General features: G+C 70.7%; 14 protein-coding genes. 7 read left to right on the plus strand and 7 right to left on the minus strand.

Annotation, left to right across the window (positions count from 1 at the left end):
• The first annotated feature begins 33 nt into the window (after positions 1–33).
• Positions 34–1,965 carry a helix-turn-helix domain-containing protein gene (locus OKJ99_RS33140; RefSeq protein ID WP_326021777.1) on the plus strand — a complete coding sequence of 644 codons (1,932 nt, stop codon included), beginning with the start codon at positions 34–36 and terminating at the stop codon, positions 1,963–1,965.
• Positions 1,966–2,074: 109 nt separating this feature from the next.
• On the opposite strand, the gene OKJ99_RS33145 is transcribed toward OKJ99_RS33140, so the two are convergent.
• From OKJ99_RS33145 to OKJ99_RS33155, 3 genes are all read right to left on the minus strand, one after another.
• Positions 2,075–3,460, minus strand: coding sequence for an MFS transporter (locus tag OKJ99_RS33145; protein ID WP_326021779.1), 1,386 nt, complete (start codon positions 3,458–3,460; stop codon positions 2,075–2,077).
• Positions 3,461–3,597: 137 nt separating this feature from the next.
• Positions 3,598–4,626 (minus strand): UDP-glucuronic acid decarboxylase family protein, encoded by a 1,029-nt coding sequence (locus OKJ99_RS33150; protein ID WP_326021781.1) that lies wholly within the window; start codon positions 4,624–4,626, stop codon positions 3,598–3,600.
• A gap of 90 nt (positions 4,627–4,716) precedes the next feature.
• Positions 4,717–6,624 carry a glycosyltransferase gene (locus OKJ99_RS33155; RefSeq protein WP_326022011.1) on the minus strand — a complete coding sequence of 636 codons (1,908 nt, stop codon included), beginning with the start codon at positions 6,622–6,624 and terminating at the stop codon, positions 4,717–4,719.
• Positions 6,625–6,896: 272 nt separating this feature from the next.
• Between OKJ99_RS33155 and OKJ99_RS33160 the strand changes: the two genes are divergently transcribed.
• From OKJ99_RS33160 to OKJ99_RS33185, 6 genes are all read left to right on the plus strand, one after another.
• Positions 6,897–7,928 carry a PHP domain-containing protein gene (locus tag OKJ99_RS33160; protein WP_326021782.1) on the plus strand — a complete coding sequence of 344 codons (1,032 nt, stop codon included), beginning with the start codon at positions 6,897–6,899 and terminating at the stop codon, positions 7,926–7,928.
• Positions 7,929–8,000: 72 nt separating this feature from the next.
• Entirely contained in the window at positions 8,001–8,702 is a 702-nt protein-coding gene (locus OKJ99_RS33165) for a hypothetical protein (protein ID WP_326021784.1), read from the plus strand.
• Between the two features lie 192 nt (positions 8,703–8,894).
• Positions 8,895–11,114, plus strand: coding sequence for an NADP-dependent isocitrate dehydrogenase (locus OKJ99_RS33170; RefSeq protein ID WP_326021786.1), 2,220 nt, complete (start codon positions 8,895–8,897; stop codon positions 11,112–11,114).
• A 178-nt stretch (positions 11,115–11,292) separates the two neighbouring features.
• Positions 11,293–13,254 carry a M13 family metallopeptidase gene (locus tag OKJ99_RS33175; protein ID WP_326021788.1) on the plus strand — a complete coding sequence of 654 codons (1,962 nt, stop codon included), beginning with the start codon at positions 11,293–11,295 and terminating at the stop codon, positions 13,252–13,254.
• Between the two features lie 98 nt (positions 13,255–13,352).
• A complete protein-coding gene (locus OKJ99_RS33180; RefSeq protein ID WP_326021790.1) occupies positions 13,353–13,688 on the plus strand; it encodes a hypothetical protein in 336 nt (111 codons plus the stop codon).
• 16 nt (positions 13,689–13,704) lie between these two features.
• Complete coding sequence (locus OKJ99_RS33185) at positions 13,705–18,126, plus strand: CHAT domain-containing protein (RefSeq protein WP_326021792.1); 4,422 nt, start codon at positions 13,705–13,707, stop codon at positions 18,124–18,126.
• Between the two features lie 28 nt (positions 18,127–18,154).
• On the opposite strand, the gene OKJ99_RS33190 is transcribed toward OKJ99_RS33185, so the two are convergent.
• From OKJ99_RS33190 to nicT, 4 genes are all read right to left on the minus strand, one after another.
• Positions 18,155–18,877 (minus strand): dienelactone hydrolase family protein, encoded by a 723-nt coding sequence (locus tag OKJ99_RS33190; protein WP_326021793.1) that lies wholly within the window; start codon positions 18,875–18,877, stop codon positions 18,155–18,157.
• A gap of 57 nt (positions 18,878–18,934) precedes the next feature.
• Positions 18,935–20,239, minus strand: a complete 1,305-nt coding sequence (locus OKJ99_RS33195; protein WP_326021794.1) for a hypothetical protein — start codon at positions 20,237–20,239, stop codon at positions 18,935–18,937.
• A 349-nt stretch (positions 20,240–20,588) separates the two neighbouring features.
• Positions 20,589–22,595, minus strand: a complete 2,007-nt coding sequence (locus OKJ99_RS33200) for a translation factor GTPase family protein (RefSeq protein ID WP_326021797.1) — start codon at positions 22,593–22,595, stop codon at positions 20,589–20,591.
• A 148-nt stretch (positions 22,596–22,743) separates the two neighbouring features.
• Positions 22,744–23,865, minus strand: coding sequence for a Nickel transporter NicT (gene nicT / locus OKJ99_RS33205; RefSeq protein ID WP_326021799.1), 1,122 nt, complete (start codon positions 23,863–23,865; stop codon positions 22,744–22,746).
• Positions 23,866–23,869: the final 4 nt, after the last annotated feature.

Raw genomic sequence — 23,869 nt, forward strand, 5'->3', positions numbered from 1 at the left:
GGCCCGACCGCTCGACGGGTAATCCTTGTCCGCATGTCGCGCCACCAACCGCACTCAGCCACCGCCTCCGGCCCGGTGACCACCGAGGACCCGCAGGCCCCGTTCCTGGAACTGCTCGCCAGGGGCGCCTCCGCCGATGCCTACGAACAGCCCGTGCTGCTGGCCCGGGCCGAGGGCGCGACGCCCGAGCGGATAGCGGCACTCGAAGCGGCCAAGGCGCTCGCGCTGCGGGTGCGCGCGGAGATGGAGGGCAGGCGGCGCCGCGAGGCGGAGCTGTCCGCACTGTTCGAGACCGCGCACGACCTCGCGGGCCTGCGCGACCTGGACGCGGTGCTGCAGGCCATCGTCCAGCGGGCCCGCTCGCTGCTCGGCACCGACGTCGCCTACCTCACGCTGAACGACCCGGCCAGGGGCGACACCTACATGCGGGTCACCGAGGGCTCGGTCGCGGCCCGCTTCCAGCAGCTGCGCCTCGGCATGGGGGAGGGTCTCGGCGGCCTCGTCGCGCAGACCGCGCGGCCGTACGTCACCGACGACTACGGGCACGACGTGCGCTTCCAGCACACCCACACCATCGACGCGGGGGTGGGGGACGAAGGGCTCGTCGCCATCCTCGGCGTGCCGCTCATGCTGGGAGCGCAGGTGATCGGGGTGCTGTTCGCCTCCGACCGGCGCGCACGGGTCTTCGAGCGCGAGGAGATCGCGCTCCTCGGCTCCTTCGCGGCGCTCGCCGCCGCGGCCATCGACACCGCGAACCTGCTCACCGAGACCCGGCAGGCGCTGAACGAACTGGAGCGCGCCAACGAGATCATCCGCGACCGCAGCGGCGTCATCGAGCGCGCGTCCGACGTGCACGACCGGCTCGCCGAGCTGGTGCTGCGCGGCGGCGGAGTGCACGACGTGGCCGCGGCCGTCTCCCAAGTCCTCGACGGCACCGTGGAGTTCACCGACGCGGAGGCGGCACCCGGCCGCGCCCTCGAAGCGTCCCGCGCCGACGGGCACGCGGTGCGACACCGGGACGACTGGGTCGCGGCCGTCGCCGCCGGCGGCGAGCTGCTCGGCGCCCTCGTGCTGCGCGGCCACCCGGGCCTCGACCCGGTCGACCAGCGCACCCTGGAGCGCGCCGCCATGGTCACCTCGCTGCTGCTGCTCGCCCGGCGCTCCGCGGCCGAGGCCGAACAGCGGGTCAGGGGCGAGCTGCTGGACGACCTCCTCGACGGGCGCGACCGCGACCCGCGGCTCCTGCGCGAGAGAGCCGAGCGGCTGCACGCCGACCTCGACGCGACCCATGTGGTGCTCGCCGCCCGCCTGGAGAGCACCGGTGACGCCGAGCAGGAGGCGGCCGCGCGCCGCCGCCTGTGGTCCGCGGCCAACCACCTCGCGGCGACCCGGCACGGCCTGGCCGCCGCGCGGGACGGCGGCACCGTCCTGCTGCTCCCGGCGGACACCACCGCCGCGTCGGAGCTGGCGTCCCATGTCGCGGGCCGGCTCTCCGAGGCGATCCACGAGAGCGTCACCGTGGGCGCCTCGGCCCCCGTCGCCGACCTGGCCGGGTGGACGGAGCGAGTGGCTGCCGCGTACGTGGAGGCGCAGCGCTGTCTCGACGCGCTGCGGCTGCTCGGCAGGTCCGGGCAGGGCGCGGCGGCCGAGGACTTCGGGTTCCTCGGGCTACTGCTCGCCGACAGCCGGGACGTCGCGGGGTTCGTCGCCCGCACGATCGGCGAGGTCGTCACCTACGACGAGCGAAGAGGCACCGACCTGCTGCGCACCCTGGATGCCTACTTCGCGTCCGGCATGAGCCCGGCCCGCACGAAGGACGCGCTGCACGTGCACGTGAACACGGTCGCGCAGCGTCTGGAGCGGGTGGGCCGGCTCCTCGGCGAGGACTGGCAGACACCGGAGCGCGCACTGGAGATCCAACTGGCCCTGCGGCTGCACCGGTTGGCGGCCCCGGACATAGCCTGACCCCGTCCGCGCCGGTCACCTCAAGCCCCGCCGGCGATTGAGGCGCGGGGTCCGGGGCGAGTCCCGAGTCCGCAACCACGGGGCCGGCGGGGGTAAGGCGCTGCACGTGTCAGGCGCCGTGGAGCTTCACCGGGCGGTCGCTGCGCGCTACGTCGTCCGAGCCCACGGCGTCCAGGTCGGCCAGGTCCCGGTGACGGGTCTCCTTCGCCACGCCCACGGCGATCAGCGTCAGGAGCGCGGCCGCGATGACGTACAGGGAGATCGGCGTCGAGGAGCCGTACGAGGACAGCAGGGCCGTCGCGATGAGCGGTGCGGGCGCGCCCGCCGCCACCGAGGCGAACTGTGCACCGATCGACGCCCCGGAGTAGCGCATCCGCGTCGCGAACATCTCGGTGAAGAACGCGGCTTGCGGGGCGTACATGGCGCCGTGCAGCACCAGGCCGACGGTCACGGCCAGGAGCAGGCCACCGAAGCTCGCCGAGTCGATGAGGGAGAAGAACGGGAACATCCACAGGCCGACGCCCGCCGCGCCCAGCAGATACACCGGCCTGCGGCCGACCCGGTCGGAGAGGGCGCCCCAGGCGGGGATCACGGCGAAGTGCACGGCGGACGCGATGAGCACGGCGTTCAGCGCGGTCTGCTTCGAGACGCCGGCCGACGTGGTGGCGTACACGAGGATGAAGGCGGTGATGACGTAGTAGCTGATGTTCTCGGCCATGCGGGCGCCGATGGCGACCAGGACATCGCGCCAGTGGTGCCGCAGGACCGCTACCAGCGGCATCTTCTCCACGGTGTCGGAGACCGCCTTGCGGGCCTCGGCGCGGGCCAACGCCTCCTTGAAGACGGGGGATTCATCGACAGAGAGACGTATCCACAGACCCACGAGCACGAGCACGCCGGAGAGGAGGAACGGGATTCGCCAGCCCCAGTCGGTGAACGCGGCATCCGAGATCAGGGCGGTCAGGGCGGAGAGCACGCCGGTCGCGAGGAGCTGTCCCGCGGGCGCGCCCGTCTGCGGCCAGGAGGCCCAGAAGCCGCGGCGCCGGGCATCTCCGTGCTCGGACACGAGGAGCACCGCGCCGCCCCACTCGCCGCCGAGGGCGAAGCCCTGGACGAGACGGAGCACGGTGAGCAGTACGGGCGCGGCCGTGCCGACGGTCGCGTGGGTCGGGAGCAGGCCGATGGCGAAGGTGGCGCCGCCCATCATGAGCAGGCTGACCACCAGGAGCTTCTTGCGCCCGAGCCGGTCGCCGTAGTGCCCGAAGACGAGTGCGCCCAGAGGACGGGCGGCGAATCCGACTGCGTACGTCAGGAAGGAGAGGAGGGTGCCGACCAGGGGATCGGAGTCGGGGAAGAAGAGCTTGTTGAACACCAGCGCCGCGGCGCTGCCGTAGAGGAAGAAGTCGTACCACTCGATGGTGGTGCCTATGAGACTCGCCGCGACAATGCGCTTGAGGTTTCCGGGTGTTGGCGGAGCGGTTGCTGCGGAGGCCATGTGCACCACTTCCAGGTAGGGAGGGGGACGTCTGCGTGCTGCCACAAGGTAGGAACACGCAGGTCAGTGGCACATGTGGTGGGGCACCATACTTTTGGCCCCGGGTGTGGTGGTGCTGGCTCCCGTGCTGACAAGCCTCAGTGCGCGCCCGGTGCAGCGACCTCCGGATCGCGGCCTGCGGTGCCCGAGAGCTGCTGGCAGTTGGTGAACCACGCGATGGTGCGCGCCAGACCTTCCGCCAACGAGATGGTCGGCCTCCATGCGAGAGCGGTCCCGGCAAGTGTGATGTCGGGCATACGGCGGCTGGGGTCATCCTCGAGGGCGGGGCCACGCGTCATCCCGGCCCGGCTGCCGGTGAGTTCCTGGACCAGGGAGGCGAGTTCCAGCATGGTCACCTCCTCGGGATTGCCGAGATTGATCGGACCTGCGTGGTCGCACTCGAGCATGGAGACCAGTCCCTCAACAAGGTCATCCACGTGGCAGAAGGAACGGGTCTGCGCGCCGTCGCCATGCAGCAGCAGGGCTTCGTCGACGAGTGCCCGGGTGATGAACGCGGGCACCACCCGGCCATCCTGCGCTCGCATTCGGGGACCGTAGGTGTTGAAGATCCTCACGATCCCGGTGCTGACTCCGTGCTTTCGGCGGTACGCTGCCGCAGCCGCTTCACCGAATCGCTTGGATTCGTCGTACACGGCTCGGGGGCCGACCGGGTTCACATGCCCCCAGTACCCCTCGGGTTGGGGGTGGATCTCTGGGTCGCCGTAGGACTCGCTGGTGGAGGCGTAGAGCAGGCGAGCGCCCTTACGCTTGGCCAGCGACAGGGCGTTGAGCGTTCCGAGCGAGCCGGTCCGGAGGGTTTCGATCGGGCGGTGCAGATAGTCCTGCGGGCTCGCAGGGCAAGCCAGATGTGCGACCGCCGCAACGGGACCCTCGCAGTCGAACTCCTCGGCCACGTCATGTCGGACGAACGAGAACCGTGGATGGGGCAGGCACGCTGCCAGATTGTCCATCCGCCCCGTACTCAGGTCGTCGAAGCAGAGCACTGAATGGCCATCAGCCAAGAGTCGGTCGCAGAGGTGTGAGCCGATGAAACCGGCTCCTCCGGTGATGACGATGCGCAGACGTTGATACTCGGGCACCTGGAGCGGCGGAACGGAAGTGAGCACGGAATGGGCTCCTTGGATCTGGGGAGATGGAAGTCGTAAGTCGTCCCACGGAGAAGGGGGTTCCCACGGAGGGCGCTAGTCTGTTGATCTTCAATCGGACGATCGTGCGTGCGCGTGGTTGTCCTGCCGCGCTGGGCTATCGCTGGATACTGCCGCAGGCACCCCGGCTCGCCGTCGAGGGCGCGGCTCTGCGGTATCGGGGTGTCTTGCTGCGTGTGCCAGACAGCGGTCCGCGTAGAGCGCCGCCGCCGGTGCGGCCAGAGCACGTCCGGCCGGCAACAGGAGCCCGCAGCCGATGAGGAGTCCGAGCGGGGATCGGGCGGAGAGAAGCGCGCCCAGTGCCATGGCGAGCCAGAGGAGAGTCATGAGCAACTCCGGCAGGGCCCCGGCCAGAGCGCCGAGCCCGCACGGCCGGTTGGTGAACTTGCTTGTACGCAGCCATGGGCGCCGTCCTCGCCAGAAGGCGAAGCCCGCCGTCCAGCAGACGTGGTCCAGAGCTGCCTGAGCGGCCCACGCACGGAGGACGGCGATACGCGAAGCGCCCACCACATAGCGGAAGACGTTCCAGCGTTGTGTGAGCGAGGCGACGGCGAACAGCAAGGTGGCCCCCAACGCGGCACCGTCGACCTGTAGTTCCGATTCTTTCCTGGCGAAAGCCACGGCCGCGAGTGCGAGGGGCAGCGACGCGGCCATGTGGAGCGAGCGCAGGGCCTCGCGGGCACCATGATGGGCATGCAGCATCTTCTGCCGGGCGTCCAACCGTGAGGGCGCCGCCCACGGACGGGGCAGGAACAGGCGCCAGTAGTGCCGCAGTTCCTGAGCCGGGCCGGAGACCCAGCGGGCGCGCTGGCGCCGGTAACCGACGAACGTCTCGGGGATCAGACCGTATCCGAATGCCGTGTCGGTGTACTGCGACCTCCAGCCGGCCGCGGTGATGCGCAGGGCCAGCTCCGAGTCCTCCGAGCCGCACCACTCCGCCCAACCGCCGACCTCCCGTAGGGCCGTGTGCCGGACCAGGCACAGCGTGCCCGCGATGAGCGCGGAGTCGTAGGCATTGCGAGCGACAAGATAAGTCGAGTACATCAGCCGGTACTCGTAATAGCAGCCAGTCAGCCAGCCACTTGCGGACCAGCCACGGTAGTCGTGACGGGCCTGGACGAACCCGGTGCGGCCGTCGGCGAAGGGAACGGCAAGGCGGGAGAGGAAATCGGGCCGCACCTGGTAGTCGGCGTCGACCACCGCGATCACCTCAACACGCGAATCGGTCTGTTCCAGCGCGAGGTTGAGTGCCCCGGCCTTGGCACCGGTCAGCCCCATCACGTGCAGGAATCGAAAGCGCGGCCCCAGCCGGTCGCAGTGATCCTGGACGGGGCGCCACAGCGCGGGATCCGCCGTGTTGTTGTCGATCACCAGTACTTCGAAATCTTGGTACCGCTGGGTCGCCAGGGCGTCCAACGTGGCCATCACGACGTCCGGGGGCTCGGCGTGGCACGGCACGTGTACGCAGATCCGGGGACCGTGCACCGTCTCGGCGCCAGAAAGTCGGGTGGGGCGCCGCCATGACCGCCGGCACAACACCTCCTGGGTCAGGTGCGCGTCGAGGAGCGCGGAGGGAAGCCGTAGCAGGCCCAGCACCACCCATACGGCCGCGACAGCCACCACCGGCCACGCAGCGCGCAAAACAAGAGGTACCGCAATCGCCGCCCACCATCCCACCAGCGCGAGCCGCACGACCGGCCCGGTCACTGCCATGAGGTGGCCGGCCGTGTGCAGCCGGGGCGTCGCGCGGCGAAGAAGCGCATAAGCACTGATAGAGAGAGCGCCCATGGCCAACGGCCACACCAGCGCGACACCCGCCGCGCAAGAGGCGACGCCCGCCACCGCACCACCAGCAGCGACCCCACCCCAGACGACCGGGCCCGAGGCCGACGCCCGCCCAGGCCGCGCCGCGCGGCACCGTACGAACAGCACCGCCGTGAGAAACGATCCGGCGAGCACGAGCAGCAACGCGCTCGTCGGCCCTGGCTGCAACCACCGCACGAAGGCTCTCTCTCCACGAAGGTCCGCCCGCGTTGGCCGGAGCCGGTACCCGCCGTGGTGAACGATCGTCCCGTGCGCAGGTTCTCTCGCGCCCCTGACCCTTGACCGTCTGGCCGTCTGGCCGTCTGGCCGTCTGGCCGTCTGGCCGTCTGGCCGTCTGGCCGTCCAGGAAACAGTTCCGTGCCGAGTGCGGCACGATGGACATGTAAGCGGAGCGGCCGGAGGTGGCGATGGAGCCCGTACGGGCGCTGGAACGGATCGCGTTCCTGCTGGAGCGGGACGGCGCGCCCACCTACCGGGTGCGCGCGTTCCGTACCGCCGCAGGTGTGATCACCGACCTGGGGGACGCGGAGGTCGCGCGGCACATCGCGGCCGGCTCCCTGGAGTCGCTCAAGGGCATCGGCCCCAAGACCGCCGCGGTGATCCGGGAGGCGGCCGCCGGGCAGGTCCCCGACTACCTGACGCACCTGGAGGACGAGCTGGCGCGCACGGTGCCCTTGGAGGGTGACGAGGGCGTCGCGCTGCGGTCCCTGTTGCGCGGCGACTGTCATCTGCACTCCGACTGGTCGGACGGCGGCAGCCCGATCGAGGAGATGGGCCGCGCCGCCCGGGACATCGGCCACGAGTGGGCGGTGCTCACGGACCACTCGCCGCGCCTCACGGTGGCCCGCGGCCTCTCACCGCAGCGGCTGCGCGAGCAACTGGACGTGGTGGCCGAACTCAACGCGCACTGGGCGCCGTTCCGGCTGCTCACCGGCATCGAGTGCGACATCCTCGACGACGGCTCGCTCGACCAGGAACCCGAGCTGCTCGACCGTCTGGACGTGGTCGTCGTCTCGGTCCACTCCAAGCTGCGGATGGCCGCCGCCGCGATGACCCGCCGCCTGGTCGCCGCCGTCGGCAACCCGCACGCCGACATCCTGGGCCACTGCACCGGTCGCCTGGTCACCGGCAAGGGCCGCCCCGAGTCGCAGTTCGACGCCGACGAGGTGTTCGCGGCGTGCGCGGCCGCCGGCACCGCGGTCGAGATCAACAGCCGTCCCGAACGGCTCGACCCGCCCCGCCGCCTGCTGCGCAAGGCGGTGGCGGCCGGCACCCTCTTCGCCATCGACACCGACGCCCACGCCCCCGGCCAGCTCGACTGGCAACTCTTCGGCTGCGCCCGTGCCGAGGAGTGTGGGGTTCCTGCGGAGCGGGTGGTGACCACCTGGTCGGCGGAGGAGTTGCTCGCCTGGACCGGAGGTCGCTCGACCCCCGCGTAGGGGCTTGAATGGCGGAACCGTGCGCACGGGAGCCCTCGTGTCCCCAGATGTCGGGCGGCAACGGGGGGCGTCGTGCAGATCATCGAAGTGACCGGGTACGCCATACGTTCCGCGGTGATCACTCTGCGGCGGCGCGGGACGCCGATGGAGTTCGTCGTCTTCCCGATGCTGCACGTCGCGTCGCCGGCGTTCTATGCCCAGGTCCGGCTCCGGCTGCGGACCTGCGACCTCGTCGTCATGGAGGGCATCCGCGGGAAGTCGGCCGTGGTGAGCACGCTGACGCTCGCCTACCGGTTCGCCCCGCGCCGGAGCCGTAACGGCCTGCAGTTGCAGCGCGGCGACCTGCTGCTCCCCGAGTCCGTGCCGGTCCTGCGCCCGGACGTGACCGCGGCCGAGGCGGTCGCGGACCTCAAGACGCTGCCGCGGTGGACCTATCTGCTGATGTTGCTCGCGGCCCCCGTGATGGGGCTGGTCTTCGCGCTGCGCGGGCCGCGCGCCTTCCTCGACGAGGACCTGGCGGTCGACGATCTGCCGACGACGGCGCGGGCGGAGATGCTGGCCGACCATCCGATCGGTCACGCCATGTCCGACCACCGTGACCTGCGGCTGCTCGACGCGCTCGACGGGATCCACGCCGAGCACCACGCGGAACCGCTGCGGGTGGCCGTCGTCTATGGAGCCGGGCACGTCCCGGCGATCGTGGCCGGGCTGCGGGGGCGGCACGGCTACCGGCCCTGGGGCGCGGAGTGGCTCACGGTCTGCGTCCCGGAGTGAACCACCAGAACAGTGAGCCACCAGAACGGTGAACCACCAGAACACGGAACATCCCCGGCCCCGCCGCGGGGCCGGAAAGATCTTGGCGAGCGAACCCCTTTCGAATCCTGGTCGAGGACGAGATATCTTGATGTCGAGCAATCAGAGAGCAAGACTGCAGACGACGCGGAAGACGTGGAAGCGGAGCATCCGGTGACTGACTCGACCATTATTTACACGCACACAGACGAGGCCCCGGCCCTCGCGACGTATTCCTTCCTGCCGGTCATCGAGGCCTACGCGTCCACCGCCGGTGTCGGCGTCGAGACCCGTGACATCTCCCTGGCCGGGCGCATCCTCGCCCAGTTCCCGGAGTACCTGACCGAGGAGCAGCGCGTCCCGGACGCCCTCGCCGAGCTCGGCGAGCTGGCCAAGACGCCGCAGGCCAACATCATCAAGCTGCCGAACATCTCGGCGTCCATCCCGCAGCTCAAGGCCGCCGTCGCCGAGCTGCAGGAGCAGGGCTACGCGCTCCCGGCCTACCCGGACGAGCCGAAGACCGACGAGGAGCGCGAGGTCGGCGCCCGCTACGACAAGGTCAAGGGCTCCGCCGTCAACCCGGTGCTGCGCGAGGGCAACTCCGACCGCCGCGCCCCCGCCTCGGTGAAGAACTACGCCAAGGCCCACCCGCACCGCATGGGCGCCTGGACCGCCGAGTCGAAGACGAACGTCGCGACCATGGGTGAGAACGACTTCCGCTCGACCGAGAAGTCCACCGTCATCCCGGCCGACGACAAGCTGAAGATCGAGCTCGTCGCCGACAACGGCACCACCACCGTGCTGCGCGAGTCCGTACCGGTCCTCGCCGGCGAGGTCGTCGACGCCTCCGTGCTGCACGTCGCGCCGCTGCGCGAGTTCCTCACCGCGCAGATCGCCCGTGCCAAGGAAGAGGGTGTGCTGTTCTCCGCGCACCTGAAGGCCACCATGATGAAGGTCTCCGACCCGATCATCTTCGGTCACGTCGTGCGCGCCTTCTTCCCGGAGACCTTCGCCCGCTTCGGCGCCGACCTGGCCGCCGCGGGCCTCTCCCCGAACGACGGTCTCGGCGGCATCTACAAGGGCCTCGAGACCCTCGCGAACGGCGCCGAGATCAAGGCGTCCTTCGACGCCGAGCTGGCCGCCGGTCCCGACCTGGCCATGGTCGACTCGAACCGCGGCATCACCAACCTGCACGTGCCGTCCGACGTCATCATCGACGCCTCCATGCCCGCGATGATCCGCACGTCCGGCCACATGTGGAACAAGGACGACCAGGAGCAGGACACCCTCGCGGTGATCCCGGACTCCTCGTACGCCGGTGTCTACCAGGCCGTCATCGAGGACTGCCGCGCCAACGGCGCCTTCGACCCGTCGACCATGGGCACCGTCCCGAACGTCGGCCTCATGGCGCAGAAGGCCGAGGAGTACGGCTCGCACGACAAGACCTTCGAGATCCCCACCACCGGCACCGTCCGCGTGGTCAACCAGGCCGGCGAGGCCGTCCTGGAGCAGGCCGTCTCCGAGGGCGACATCTTCCGCGCCTGCCAGACCAAGGACGCCCCGATCAAGGACTGGGTCAAGCTCGCCGTCACGCGCGCCCGCGCCACCGGCGACCCGGCCGTGTTCTGGCTGGACGAGGGCCGCGCCCACGACGCGCAGCTGATCAAGAAGGTCGAGCAGTACCTGCCGGAGTTCGGCCCCGAGGGCCTGGACATCCGGATCCTCAACCCGGAGGACGCCACCAAGCTCTCCGTCGAGCGCATCCGCCAGGGCCTGAACACCATCTCGGTCACCGGCAACGTGCTGCGCGACTACCTGACCGACCTGTTCCCGATCCTGGAGCTGGGCACCAGCGCCAAGATGCTGTCGGTCGTCCCGCTGATGAACGGCGGCGGCCTCTTCGAGACGGGCGCCGGCGGCTCCGCCCCGAAGCACGTCCAGCAGCTGGTCAAGGAGAACTACCTGCGCTGGGACTCCCTCGGTGAGTTCCTCGCGCTGGCCGTCTCCTTCGAGCACCTCGCCACCACCACGGACAACGCCCGTGCGAAGGTCCTCGGCGAGACCCTGGACCGCGCCACCGGCACCTTCCTCAACGAGGACAAGTCGCCGACCCGTCGCCTCGGCGGCATCGACAACCGCGGCAGCCACTTCTACGTCGCCCTGTACTGGGCCCAGGAGCTGGCCAAGCAGACCGAGGACGCGGAGCTCGCCAAGGCCTTCGCCCCGTTCGCGGAGAAGCTCGCCGCGAGCGAGCAGAAGATCGTCGACGAGCTGATCGCCGTGCAGGGCTCCCCGGCCGACATCGGCGGCTACTTCAAGCCCGATCCGGCCAAGGCCGACAAGGTCATGCGCCCGTCGCAGACGCTGAACGAGGCGCTGGCCTCGCTCGCCTGATGCGAGTCCGGTCCGAGTCCGATGCGCGTCTGATGCGTGTCTGATGCGCGTCTGATCAGCGCTGCGCGAACACTGCCCCCGGACGGCCCGTGCCGTCCGGGGGCAGTGCTGTTCTCGCTGCGCGGAAGGCGCCGTATTTGACGCTCCTCCTACGCCCTGACCTGGGTAGGGTGCAGCGATGAGCACTCTGGATGACGCACGCCCGGGCATGGACCCGGCGATCCGACCGCAGGACGACCTCTTCGGGCATGTCAACGGCCAGTGGCTGGAGACCGAGCCCATCCCCGACGACCGCTCCAGCTGGGGCCCCTTCGTGGAGCTCGTGGACGTGGCCGAGCAGCGGGTCAAGGAGATCATTCAGGAGATCGCGGCCGGCGGCCCCACGAGCCTGGACGCGGACGACGCGCGCAAGATCGCCGACCTGTACGCGTCGTTCATGGACGAGGAGGCCGTCGAGGCCCGCGGTCTCGACCCGCTGCGACCGCTGATCGACGAAGTGGCGGGCCTCAGCGACGTGCGGCAGCTCGCCGGCTTCCTCGGCCGCTTCGAGCGCAAGGGCGGCTCCGGCCTGTTCGGTGCCTACATCGACAGCGACGACCGGAACTCCGACCGCTACCTCTTCAACATCCTCCAGGGCGGTCTCGGTCTGCCCGACGAGTCGTACTACCGCGAAGAGAAGTTCGCGGAGATCCGCGAGAAGTACGAGGCGTACCTGACCGAGCTGTTCACGCTCGGCGAGCACACCGACCCGGCCGCCGCCGCGCGCACCGTCCTCGCCCTGGAGACCCGGCTCGCCGAGGGCCACTGGGAGCGCGCCGAGACCCGCGACGTACAGAAGACGTACAACCTCACCACCTTCGACGAACTCACCGAGCTCGCCCCGGCGTTCGACTGGCAGGGCTACGTCACCGGGCTCGGCGGCAAGGACGAGACCCTCGCCGAGTCGTGCGTGCGCCAGCCCTCCTACCTCACCCACCTCTCCGCGGTCCTCACCGAGGTGCCGATCGAGCAGTGGCGCGACTGGCTGCTCGCGCGCGTGCTGCGCTCCGCCGCGCCGTACCTGTCGACGCCGTTCGTGCGCGTCAACTTCGAGTTCTACGGACACACGCTGAACGGCACGCCGGAGCTGCGCGCCCGCTGGAAGCGCGGCGTCGCCTTCGTCGAGGGCGCCATCGGCGAGTCCGTCGGCAAGGAGTACGTGGCCCGGCACTTCCCGCCGCGCTCGAAGGCGCTCATGGACGAGCTGGTCGCCAACCTCCTTGAGGCGTACCGCCAGTCCATCTCCCGCCTCGACTGGATGACGGACGAGACGAAGGAGCGGGCGTACGAGAAGCTCGCCACGTTCCGGCCGAAGATCGGCTACCCGGACGAGTTCCGTGACTACTCCGGGCTCGCCGTCGTCCCCGACGACCTGCTTGCCAACGCGTACGCCGCCGACGCCTTCGAGCACGACCGGCAGCTGGCGAAGATCGGCGCGCCGGTCGACCGCGATGAGTGGTTCATGCTGCCGCAGACCGTGAACGCCTACTACAACCCGGGCACGAACGAGATCTGCTTCCCGGCCGGCATCCTGCAGAAGCCGTTCTTCTCGCCGGACGCCGACGCCGCCGAGAACTACGGCGGCATCGGCGCCGTCATCGGCCACGAGATCGGGCACGGCTTCGACGACCAGGGCGCGCAGTACGACGGCGCGGGCAACCTCAACGACTGGTGGACCGCCGACGACAAGTCCGCCTTCGAGAGCAAGTCGAAGGCGCTCATCAAGCAGTACGACGGCTTCTCGCCGCGCAATCTGCCGGGCGAGTTCGTCAACGGGTCGCTGACCGTCGGCGAGAACATCGGTGACCTCGGTGGGCTCACCATCGGGCACACCGCGTACAAGATCGCGCTCGGCGACGCCCCCGTGCCGACCGAGGGCGAACTCACCGGTACGCAGCGGCTGTTCATGAACTGGGCGTACTGCTGGCGCACCAAGCGGCGCGCGGAGCAGGAGCAGCAGTACCTCACCATCGACCCGCATTCGCCGCCGGAGTTCCGGGCGAACATCGTGCGGAACCTGGATGAGTTCCATGAGGCGTTTTCGACGGTGGTCGGGGACGGGTTGTGGGTGGAGCCGGCCGAGCGGGTGCGGATCTGGTGACGTGACCCCACGCAGGGCCGGACGGTGGACGCCGTCCGGCCCTCTGCGGCAAGATATGCCCAGGAATGAGGCGCTTGGGGGAGCGGTTGGGGGATCCCATGACGATCCAGTTTCTCGTCGAGGGCAACGGTTTCGAGTCGGCCGCGCGTGAACTCGCCGCGCTCGATGGCATGGACGACAAGGTGGAGCTGGTCCGGGGCGATCCGACTCAGAAGGAACCGGTGCTCCTCACCGTCGCAGCGATCGTGAGCATCACCGCCGGATCGGCGGCCCTGGTCGAGCAGATCATGAAATGGCGGCGCCGGTGGCAGGGGCGGCCGGACTGCCCGCACCAGATGCTGATGCTCGTCGACGGTCGTCGGCTGGCACTCGAAACACTGGACGAAGAGACATTGGCCCGCCGACTGGCGCCGGTGGACGAGCTGGACGACTGACCGGCGGCACCTCGTCATGGAACACCGCGACGGCACCCTCGTCATCTCCATCGGTCGGCTCGACGCGGACCGGGCCCGGCTGAGCTACGACTACGGCCCGCAGCGCGAGCCCGACACGGCCCCCGTCGAACTGTCCACGATCACGGACATGCTCCAGCGGGCGAAGAGCCACTACTACGCCCGGCTCCCCGAGGACCCGGACGACGCACGCCGGCTGTTGGTGAACTACGGCAGAAAACTCTTCGAGTTCCTGGACACCCCGCAGCGCCGGCTCTCCTCGTACCTCGACGAGACGCGGGGCGCCTGTGACGTCCGGGTGCTCGCCCTGGAGACCGGGTCGGGATTCGCGCACCTGCCGTGGGAATTGCTGCATGACGGCAGGGAATTCCTGGTCGCGTCGGCCAACCCCGTCGCCCCGGTCCGCAAGGTGCCGGGCACCGCTCCCGTACTCACCACCCGCAAGCGCCCGCTGCGCATCGTCTTCATGGCCTGTGACCCGGAGCAGTCCGGCGGGGTGCTGGACTGCGACGACGAGGAGGCGCGGATCTGGGACCACACCCGGCGCTTCCGGGTCGATCTCGAGGTGGAGGACAGCGGCGAGCTGTCAGAGCTGCGCCATCGGGTGCTGGCACACGACCGGGGTGATGTCGACGTCGTCCACCTGACGGGGCACGCCGTGCTGACCGACGGCGTGCCCCGCTTCCTCACGGAGGGCACGCACGGGGAGCAGGTGGCCGTCGGCGCAGGCGACCTGCACGAGGCCTTCTTCGGCAGGCCGCCGTCGCTGGTCTTCCTGTCGGGCTGCCGCAGCGCCGAGTCGGCGGAGGACGGTGCGGTCGCCTCGCTCGCCGAGTCCCTGGCATCGTCGACCGCCCCGCTCGTCCTCGGCTGGGGCCGTCCGGTCCCGGACGCCGTCGCGACGTTGGCCGCCGCGACCTTCTACCAGCAGCTGGCCGAGGGACTGTCCCCGGCCGTCGCCCTGGCCGGGACGTACCGGCAGTTGGTCCGGGATTCCGTGCCGTACTGGCACCTGCTCAGAATGTTCGTACGCGGTGAGGTGCCCGGCCCCCTGGTGGCCCCGCCCCGAACGGCCCAGCGAGACCGGTTCACCGGCCGACGCGGGAACGAGGAAAGGGCCGGGGAACCGCTGGACCGGTTGTCGTTCGTGGGCCGGCGCCGGGAGGTCCAGTGGGCCCGGCGGCTGCTGGATTTCTGGGACGCGCAGCAGAAGTCGGACGGGCTCGTCCTGCACGGACTGGGCGGCATCGGAAAGACCGCGCTGGCGAACCGGCTGGTGCAGCGCCTGTGCGACGACAGCACCGTGCACTGCCTGTGGCTGCGAGGAGATCTCGACGGAGCGCGGCTGCTGTCCGCCATCAGGGACGATCCCCTGCTCGCACCGACCCTCGGGGACGTCAGGCCGGAGCTTTCGTTGCGCCACGTGCTGCGCTCCTTCCTGGACCGGGCGCCACAACTGCTCATCGTGCTGGACGAGTTCGAGTTGAACTACCTGCCGGACCGCTTGTCACGCGACGGCATAGAGCTGGTCGACGGCCGTCCCTCCACCCGTCCGGAGGCGGCAGCGGCACTCACCGACCTCGTCGAGGCCGTCCACACGTCGAGGCAGACACACCGGCTGGTGATCACCACCCGGTATCTGCCCGCCCTCGACTGCATACGGCACCTGGAGACGAAGCACCTGGTGAACCTGCGCCCATTCGAGGTGGACCGGCTTGTCGACCGGCTGAACGGCGAGGGACGGGCGTTGGACCCATCGGTGGTCGGCTGGGCCAGGCGCATGTCGGGGGACAATCCCCGACTGCTGACGTGGCTGCTGCGTGCGGCGCGCGGCCACGTCCTCGACCACGACCGCTCCTTCGGCGTGGCGCCGGTGGAGGAGCAGGCTCTCCTCGAGCTCTTCCGTGGCAAGCGGGACGATTTCCTGGAGCGCAGCATCCTGGCGCCGATGCTCCTCGGCCGGATCGAAACCGAGGCCCGCGTGCAACTGGAGGCCGCGGCGCCGATCCGCACGCCGGTTCCTGCCGGCACGCACGCCCTGCTGACCCGCACCACGCCCGCCGAGGCAGGGGAGCGCGCCGGGCGACTCGCGGGTCTGGGCCTGCTGGAGAGCGTCCGAGGTGAGGACGGCTCACTCCGCTTCCAGGTCCCCCTGCTGCTGGGCTCCCAGCTCGCCCTGCCCGACCCGAGGCAGCAACGACGCCGGGTGGCGCGCTGCGCGAAGGCGCTGGTCAGGCTCCTGGGTGACGACTTCCTGGAAGTCCCCGACGCCCGGCTGCTGGACCACGACATCCTGAAGGAGACGCGCAGACTCGCGCTGGCGGGCCACAAGCTGCCGCACGCCGTGAACGCCACGCTGGGCCTTGCCCTGGTGGAGCTGGCCTGGCGGCGGTTCAGCCAGGCGGCCGCGCTGTGCCGGGAAATGCTCGGGCAGAGCAGCGACCACCGGCTGTACCTGATGCTGGGCGTCGCGGAGAACGAGCTGGGGCACGCCGCCGACGCCGATCTGTACGTGGGTCAGGCCCTGGAGCTGTGTCCCCCGGACAACCCGCGCGATCGGGCGCAGATCCTCGCCCAGTCCGCCGTGGCGGCCAGCCGGCGCAATCAGGACCTCGGCCGCCGGCACGCGGAAGAGGCCGTCGAGCTGGCGAGGCAGCACGGCTCCGACGAGACGCTGGTCGTCGCCCTGTGCGCGCTCGCCCTCCACGTGGCCAACCGAGGTGTGGCGTCGGAGCTGGACGTGGTGCCGGCGTTGTTCGAGGAAGCCATGAACGCCGCCCGGCGCGTGCGGGATCGGGGCCAGACGGCGACCACCGTCCGGTTCAACCAGGCAGTGACGCGGAGCATCATCGGCGACGACCCGGAGTCCGTGCGCACCGAGTTCCGTGCCGTGATCGCGGCGTACGAGCACTACGAGATGCCGCTCCATCAGGCGGTCACCATCCTTGAGCTGGCCGTCCGTCTGCTGGAGCTTGATCCGCCCGACCCCGACGAGGCCGAGCAGCTGGTCCAGCAGGTGATCCGGCTCAATCAGCGGCTGCGGTCGGCCCACGTCGAAGCGAGCGTCCAATTCTGCCTCGGGGCGGTCGCCTCCTCCCGGAACGCGCACGACAGCGCGATCGACCACTACCGACTGGCCCGGGAACGCTGCCGCGAGATGGGCGACGAGCTGCTGGAATTCCGGTCGCTCGACCAGCTCGCCAACACCTATTGGGCGCTGGGCGACACGGAGGGAGCGGCGCAGAGCCGCCGGGAGGCGCACGCCCTGAACCTCGCGCAGCGCAATCCGTGGCTGCGGATCGACCTGCTGCTCACGGCAGCCGAGGCGGAACGACAGCTCTCCGACCACGACGCGGCGGCGGTTCTCGACAAGGCCCGTGAAGCGGCACTGCTCGCCCGGGCGAACGACGACCCGCAGCGAGAGATGCGGGCGTGGGACCTGTTCGCCGACGAGGCCGCGACGGCACCGGACGCGGCTCTCGAACATGGCACCGTACTGGAGCGGCTGCTCGAACTGTGCCGGGCGTCCGACGACCGGACCGCGCTGCCCTTGCGGCTGACCGCTCTGGGCGGCCGGCTCCTGGCCGACGAGAGGTTCCTGGAGGCACGCTCCCACCTGACGGAGGCCCTCGCGCTCGCCGAGGCCGTCACGGACCACGCGACGGCGGCACGCGCGCACGAACTTCTCGGCTCGGTGGCCCAGGGGACAGGAGATGGCACGGCCGCGGAGGAGCGGCTGCGCCTGAGCGTCTGCCACTGGCTGGCGGCCGATCAGCCATACAACGCCGCGCTCGTCCTGCGGCAGCTCGCCACCGCACAACGGCCGCACGCGTCAGCCGACGCGAGATGGAGCCTCATGGCGGCGTGCGCCCTGGCCAGAGCCCTCCCCTCTGCCGTGTTGGAGAGTCAGCTGCTCGGCGAACTGGCGCAGCTCGCCGAGGCGGACGGGGCCGACGCGGAGACCGACGAATCAGCGGCCCAGTCGGTCGAGGCCTTCCGCCGTCTGTCCTGGCAGGCCGAGCAGCGCGGTGCGCCGCTGCGCGTTCTCATCTCCTCGGACATGGTCGAGCACTTCGACCCGGACGGTGGCGCCCTCATCCTCCATCGGGTGTCGGAGCTGCGCGACGAACTGCAGGCCGCGGACGGTTGGACCCTCCCGCCGGTGAACATCCAGGACACGGAGGCCCTCCACGGGTGCTGCACGATCAGCGTCTGGGGCGACGTCGCCCACACCCTGCCGCTGACGGGCGTCGGCGACCCGGTCACCCGTGTCGTCACCGACCTGCGGACCGTGGTCCACCAACACCGGACGAACCTCGACGCGGGGGAGCCCGCACCACCGGCGGACCCGCTGGTCGAGGACATCTCCGTGGCGGACATCCGCGCACGGCTCGGCTGCCCCGTCGCACCGCGTTCCTGAGCGGCGGAATCACCGAGGAGACGAGCGCCTACGCGGCGAGCGTCCCCTTCAGGAATTCGACCGTGGCCGCCCACGCCCGCGCCGACGACCGCGCGTCGTACACCTCCGGGCGGCCGTCGTTGAAGAAGGCGTGGTCCGCCGGGTACATGCGGAAGTCGGCAGTCACGCCCGACTGGGAGCTGATCGCGGCGCGCAGGCCGTCGAGGGTGGCCGGGGGGATCGCCTCGTCGCGCTCTCCGTAGTGGCCCAGGATCTGCGCCTTCAGGCGGGAGAAGTCCGGGACCTCGCCCTGGATCACGCCGTAGAACGGGACGGCCGCGCTCACCCGCTGGTCCGCCGCGGCCAGGTACAGGACGAAGCCGCCGCCCATGCAGAAACCGACCGCGCCGACCGTGTCGGAGGTGACCTGGGGGAGGGCCAGCAGGCAGTCGACCGCGCCGGAGAGCAGTGCGACGCCGCGTTCCACGGGCAGGTCCCGCATCATGCGGAACGCTTCCTCGGAGTCGTGCGCCACGTTCCCGCCGTACAGGTCGGGGGCGAGCGCCACGAAGCCCTCCGCGGCGAGGCGGTCGGCGACGTCGGCGATGTGGTCGGTCAGGCCCCACCACTCCTGGATGACGATGACGCCGGGTCCGTGCCCCGAGGCCGGCAGCGCCAGATAGCCGTGCGCCGTGCTGCCGTGGCTGTCGAACGTCACGTTCTGGTGGGCCGGGCGGCCCGTGGGCCTGGGGGTATGTGGGGTTTGTGCCATGGCCACACGATGCCACCGCGGACCGTGCCGCGGCGGCATCGACGGGACCGACCGGAGTCAGTCCTTCTTCTGCGCCGACTGCAGTGCCGTGATGCACATGGTGATCGCCGACTGCAGCTCCTCAAGGCGCTGCAGCATGTCGTCCTCCACGATGTCGTCGATCTCCTCGGCGGCGACGTCGTCGAACGTCAGCTCCTCGAACGCCTTCGTGGCCTTCTGCAGACTGCTGTAGAACTTCGCGCGCCGCTCCTGCACCCGCAGCTCGGGATCCTTCTCGACGGTCTCGGCGACGAGCGTGCGCACGGTGTCGTACGCCTCGCGGGCCCACTCGCCCGCCTCCTCGTCCTCGTCCAGCTCGTCGATGAGGGACAGGTGCCGCTCGGCCTCCTCGCGCAGCGCGGGCGAGGCCTCGATCTTCTGGCCCGCGGGGGTCTTGACCTGTCCCTCCTCCGCGATCCTGCGCACGTACTCCAGCTGGCCGCCGGTCTTGGTCTCCTCGGCGACGGCCTTCTTCAGGTCGTCCGTGCGCACGATGTCGCGGGCCATGCCCGTGCGCAGCACCGGGTCCTCGTCGAGGCGGTCCATCAGCGCCTTGCGGGCGGCCTCCGCGGTGCCGGGGTCGGCGAGGATCGCGGCCCGCAGTGCGGTCGGGTTCTCCGCGACCTCCAGGGCCTTCGTCGGGCGGATGCCCTCGGCCTCGGCGGCCTCGGTGATCGCCTGGCCGCGCACCGAGGTCGCGCTGTTGCGCGACACGTAGTACGACAACCAGACGTCGGCGTCCGGGAGTTCGACGTCCGTACCGGGCGTGAGGGCCTCGAACTGGGGGACCAGGCCGTCGTCCGCCGCGCTGTCCCACGCCTTGTAGAACCGCATGACGCGGTCGGGGGAGCAGCCGGCGAGTTCAGCGAACTTCCGGGCGGAGACCTTGGCGGACTCCCCTGCGGGCTGCCCGCCGGGCCGCACGCTGCGGGCCACCTTCAGGGCGAAGGTCCAGCCCCCGGTGCGGGCGTAGACGCCGAACTCGTGGGCGTCGCGGGTGACGGCCTCCGGTACGTCGCCGGGGGCGGGGTCGTCGTCGGCCGCCGCCTCGTCGTCGGCCACGGAGCTCTCCGCGAAGGGAACCTCCGTGGGCGGCGTCCAGAAGCTGTCGGACGCGCTTTCGGGGGCCGGGGCGGCGGCTTCCGGGGTGTCGGTGGTCGGCGGGGTCCACATGTTCGCGGTGTCCCCGGGCTCGGCCGTCTCCTCGTTCGCGGGTGCGGCGGCGCTGTCGTCCGGCGCGACGGCCGGCGCGGGCACGGGCTCCGCGGGGGCGGCGTCGCCGGACGGGGTGGCGGCGTCGGACGAGTCGATGGCAACGGACACGAAAGCACTCCTGGGTGATCGGGCACGGGTGGGTTGACGAGCTACTTTATCGCTCCGATTGGGCCGTTTTGCGCGCGAGTTGCCACAACGGCGCGGCGGACGCGTGTGCGAGACCAGGGTGGCCCGTCCCGGGCGGAGGCACGGACGGGCCCGCCATTCGCGGCTCCCCCTTCTGCGAACGGCGGGCCCGTCCTCGGCCTCGACCGTGCGCCGCGGCGGGAGGGCGAGGGCACGGGAGGCTCGATACCGCAGCATCTCAGGGCGCGGCCCCGCGGCGGATGGGGCCAAGGGGCCCTTACGGAGGGCCGAACGGCCCGGATTCAACCGTCCCCGGATCGACCCACAACCTTCACGCCGTGCGCGCCCCCGCCCCGCGTACGACCCGGAGCAGGTACTCCTTGCGGTGCAGCGGGTCGTGGTCCGTGCGGGAGCGGCGCGGCGTGTCCTCGCGGACCGGGGCGTAGTGGTCGAAGGAGGCCTCCAGGACGCCCTCGCCCCGGGTGAGGGACGGCAGTTGCCGCTCCAGGGCGCGTACTTGTGCCGCGGGGATCAGCCCGTCGACCGTGGTCCACGCCCCGCCGTCCGTGCGCTGCCCCGTCGGCACGGCCCGCAGCCGGGTGAGCACCGGCAGTACCGCCCCGTACAGATCGGCCGGGATGTCCAGGCGGAAGCCGTGCATCGGCTCGCAGACCGCCGTGCCCGCGCGCGCGAGTGCGCTCATCAGGACCAGCGGGGTCAGCCCGCGGAAGTCGCCCGCCGTGCTCGACATCGACTTGTCGAAGACGGCGTGCGCGTGGCTCTGCCGCGGGGCGTAGCCGGAGCGGGTCAGCGTCACCGTGCAGTCGGTGACCTGCCAGCCGAGCAGTCCCTGGCGCAGCGTCCCGTGCACGGTCTCCTCGATGGCCTTGATGAAGGCCAGGGGGAGGGAGCCGAGCTCGATGCCGAGCCGGAACGCGATGCCCGAGCCGATGGGCGCCGGGTCGATCCGCAGGCCGATGGTCGCCAGGAACGGGTTGCCTTCGTCCTTCATGGCCTCGGCCGCCGCACCGGAGCCCGTCGGTCGCTCGACGCACAGCGGCGTCGACTCCCGGAACGTCACGGCGAGCCCGAACTCCTCGGCGAGCGTGGCCTGCACGACCTCCTTCTGCACCTCGCCGTAGAGCGACAGGAAGACCTCCTGGCGGATGTCGTCCTGCCGCAGGCCGATCAGCGGGTCCTGCTCGGCGAGCTGGGTGAGCGCGGCGAGCAGGGCGCCGCGCAGCCCCGGCCGGTCCGGGTCGACGACGGTCTCCAGGGTCGGCGGCGCGAAGTGGTGCTCCTTGACGGGCACCTGGGGCTCGCCGAGGTCGTCCCCGACGCGTACCCCGCCGAGCCCCCACAGGCGGGCCACCTGTCCGGGACCCGCTTCCGTACGCGGTGTGTCCGCCCCGTCCGCGAAGACGCGCACCGACGTCACCCGGTCCTCCCCGCCACCGGGCAGCGCGATCCGCTCGCGCACCCGCAGCGCCCCGGTGAACACGCGGGCATACGTGATCTTCTCGCCGGCCGGGCCGCGCTCCACCTTGAACACGCGGGCGGACAGCGGTAGTTGGGGCAGTTCCTCGGCGGGAGGCAGCAGCCGCGTGACGCCGTCCACGAGGGCGTCGACCCCCGCCCCGGTCATCGCCGAGCCGAAGTACACGGGATGCGCCTCGGTGCGCGCCGTCCGCTCGGCGAGCGCGTCGCGCAGCCAGCCGTACGTGACCGACTCCTCGTCCTTGACGTACGCCTCCAACAGCGCGTCGTCGCGGGCGGAGAGCACGTCGACCAGGCGGGCGCGATGGGCGGCGTCCTGGGCGGCGTAGGGGACACAGAGCGCGTCCCGGCCGCCGAGGCCGCGCGTCACCGTGTTCATCGGGACCATGGCGGGCGCGAGTTTGCGCCGCAGGTCGTCGAGGAGTGAGGCCTCGCGGGCGCCCGCGCGGTCGACCTTGTTCACGAACACCACGGTGGGGATGCGCAGTCGGCGCAGCGTCCGCATCAGGACGCGGGTCTGCGCCTGCACGCCCTCCACGGCAGAGACGACGAGCACCGCCCCGTCGAGCACCCCGAGCACCCGCTCGACCTCGGCGATGAAGTCGGGGTGGCCAGGCGTGTCCACGAGGTTGACGCTCGTGTCGCCGAGCGGGAACGACGCCACGGCCGACTTGATGGTGATGCCGCGTCGGCGCTCCAGGTCGAGGGAGTCGGTGCGGGTGCTTCCGTCGTCGACCCGGCCGAGCTCGTCGATCACCCCTGCGGTGTGCAGGAGCCGCTCGGTCAGGCTGGTCTTACCGGCGTCGACGTGCGCGAGAATGCCCAGATTCAATGTGTGCACTGGCAGTCATGTCCTTGGGGGAGAGGGCAGGGGCCTTCTGAAGGAACATGTCTGCAGTGCGCATGGATCGGTCCTCACGGTCGGGGCGCGCGGCCTACTGCCGCATGGAGCTCAGTGCAGCAGTCGGCCGCGCGCCCCGGCAACCGATTTACGCGCCGTCGGCGACCCGCGCCGACCACCGTTGCTCGACCCTCGCAAGCCGCCAGTAGGCGATCGCCGCCGCCCAGACGGCCACGAACAGGCCCACGATCACGTACCCGACGTTGTCGAGGTCGAGACCGGCGATCCAGCCGGTGGCGGCGTCGCTCAGGTCGAGCTTGTCGTGCAGGACGCCGACGAGTTCGATCGTGCCGATGAAGAACGCGACCGCGATCGACAGACCGGTGATGGTGAGGTTGTAGAACACCTTGCGCACCGGGTTGGAGAACGCCCACTGGTAGGCGAAGTTCATGAACGTGCCGTCGAGCGTGTCGAACAGGCTCATGCCCGCGGCGAACAGCAGCGGCAGGCACAGGATCGCGTACCACGGCAGGCCCGCGGCGGCGCCGCTGCCCGCCATGACCATCAGCGTGACCTCGGTCGCGGTGTCGAAGCCGAGACCGAAGAGGAAGCCCAGCGGGAACATCTGCCCCGGGCGGGTGATGGACTTGGTGAAGCGGCCGAGGATCCGGTTCATGAACCCGCGGGAGTCCAGGTGCTCCTCGAGCTTGCGCTCGTCGTAGGAGCCCGCGCGCATCGCCTTGAAGACCTTCAGGATGCCCATCAGGGCCACGAGGTTGAGCGCCGCGATGAGGTACAGGAACGTACCGGAGACGGTCGTGCCGACGACGCCGAGCACCTGGTGGGTGCGGGAGCCGTCGTTCATCAGGGTGCCGGCGAGCGCCGCGCCGCCCGCGACGAGCGCCGCCATCGCGACCACCACGCTGGAGTGGCCGAGTGCGAACCAGAAGCCCACCGAGAGGGGCCGCTTGCCGTCCGCCATCAGCTTGCGGGTGGTGTTGTCGATGGCGGCGATGTGGTCGGCGTCGAAGGCGTGCCGCATGCCGAGCGTGTACGCCGTGATGCCGAGGCCGATACCGAAGGCCTTGTTGTCGACTTCATAGTGCTCGGGGACGACGAGCAGGAAGAGCACGCCGAACGCGACGACGTGCAGCGCGGCGATCACCGCGATCAGGCCGGCCGTGCGCAGCGTGTCCTCGCGGCGCCAACGGAAAGCAGGGGGAGGGGAGTTCAGGGCAGGGGAATTCTGGGAGTTCCCGGGCAGGGTCATGCGT

The sequence above is a fragment of the Streptomyces endophyticus genome (assembly GCF_035798155.1).
GTDB lineage: Bacteria > Actinomycetota > Actinomycetes > Streptomycetales > Streptomycetaceae > Streptomyces > Streptomyces endophyticus.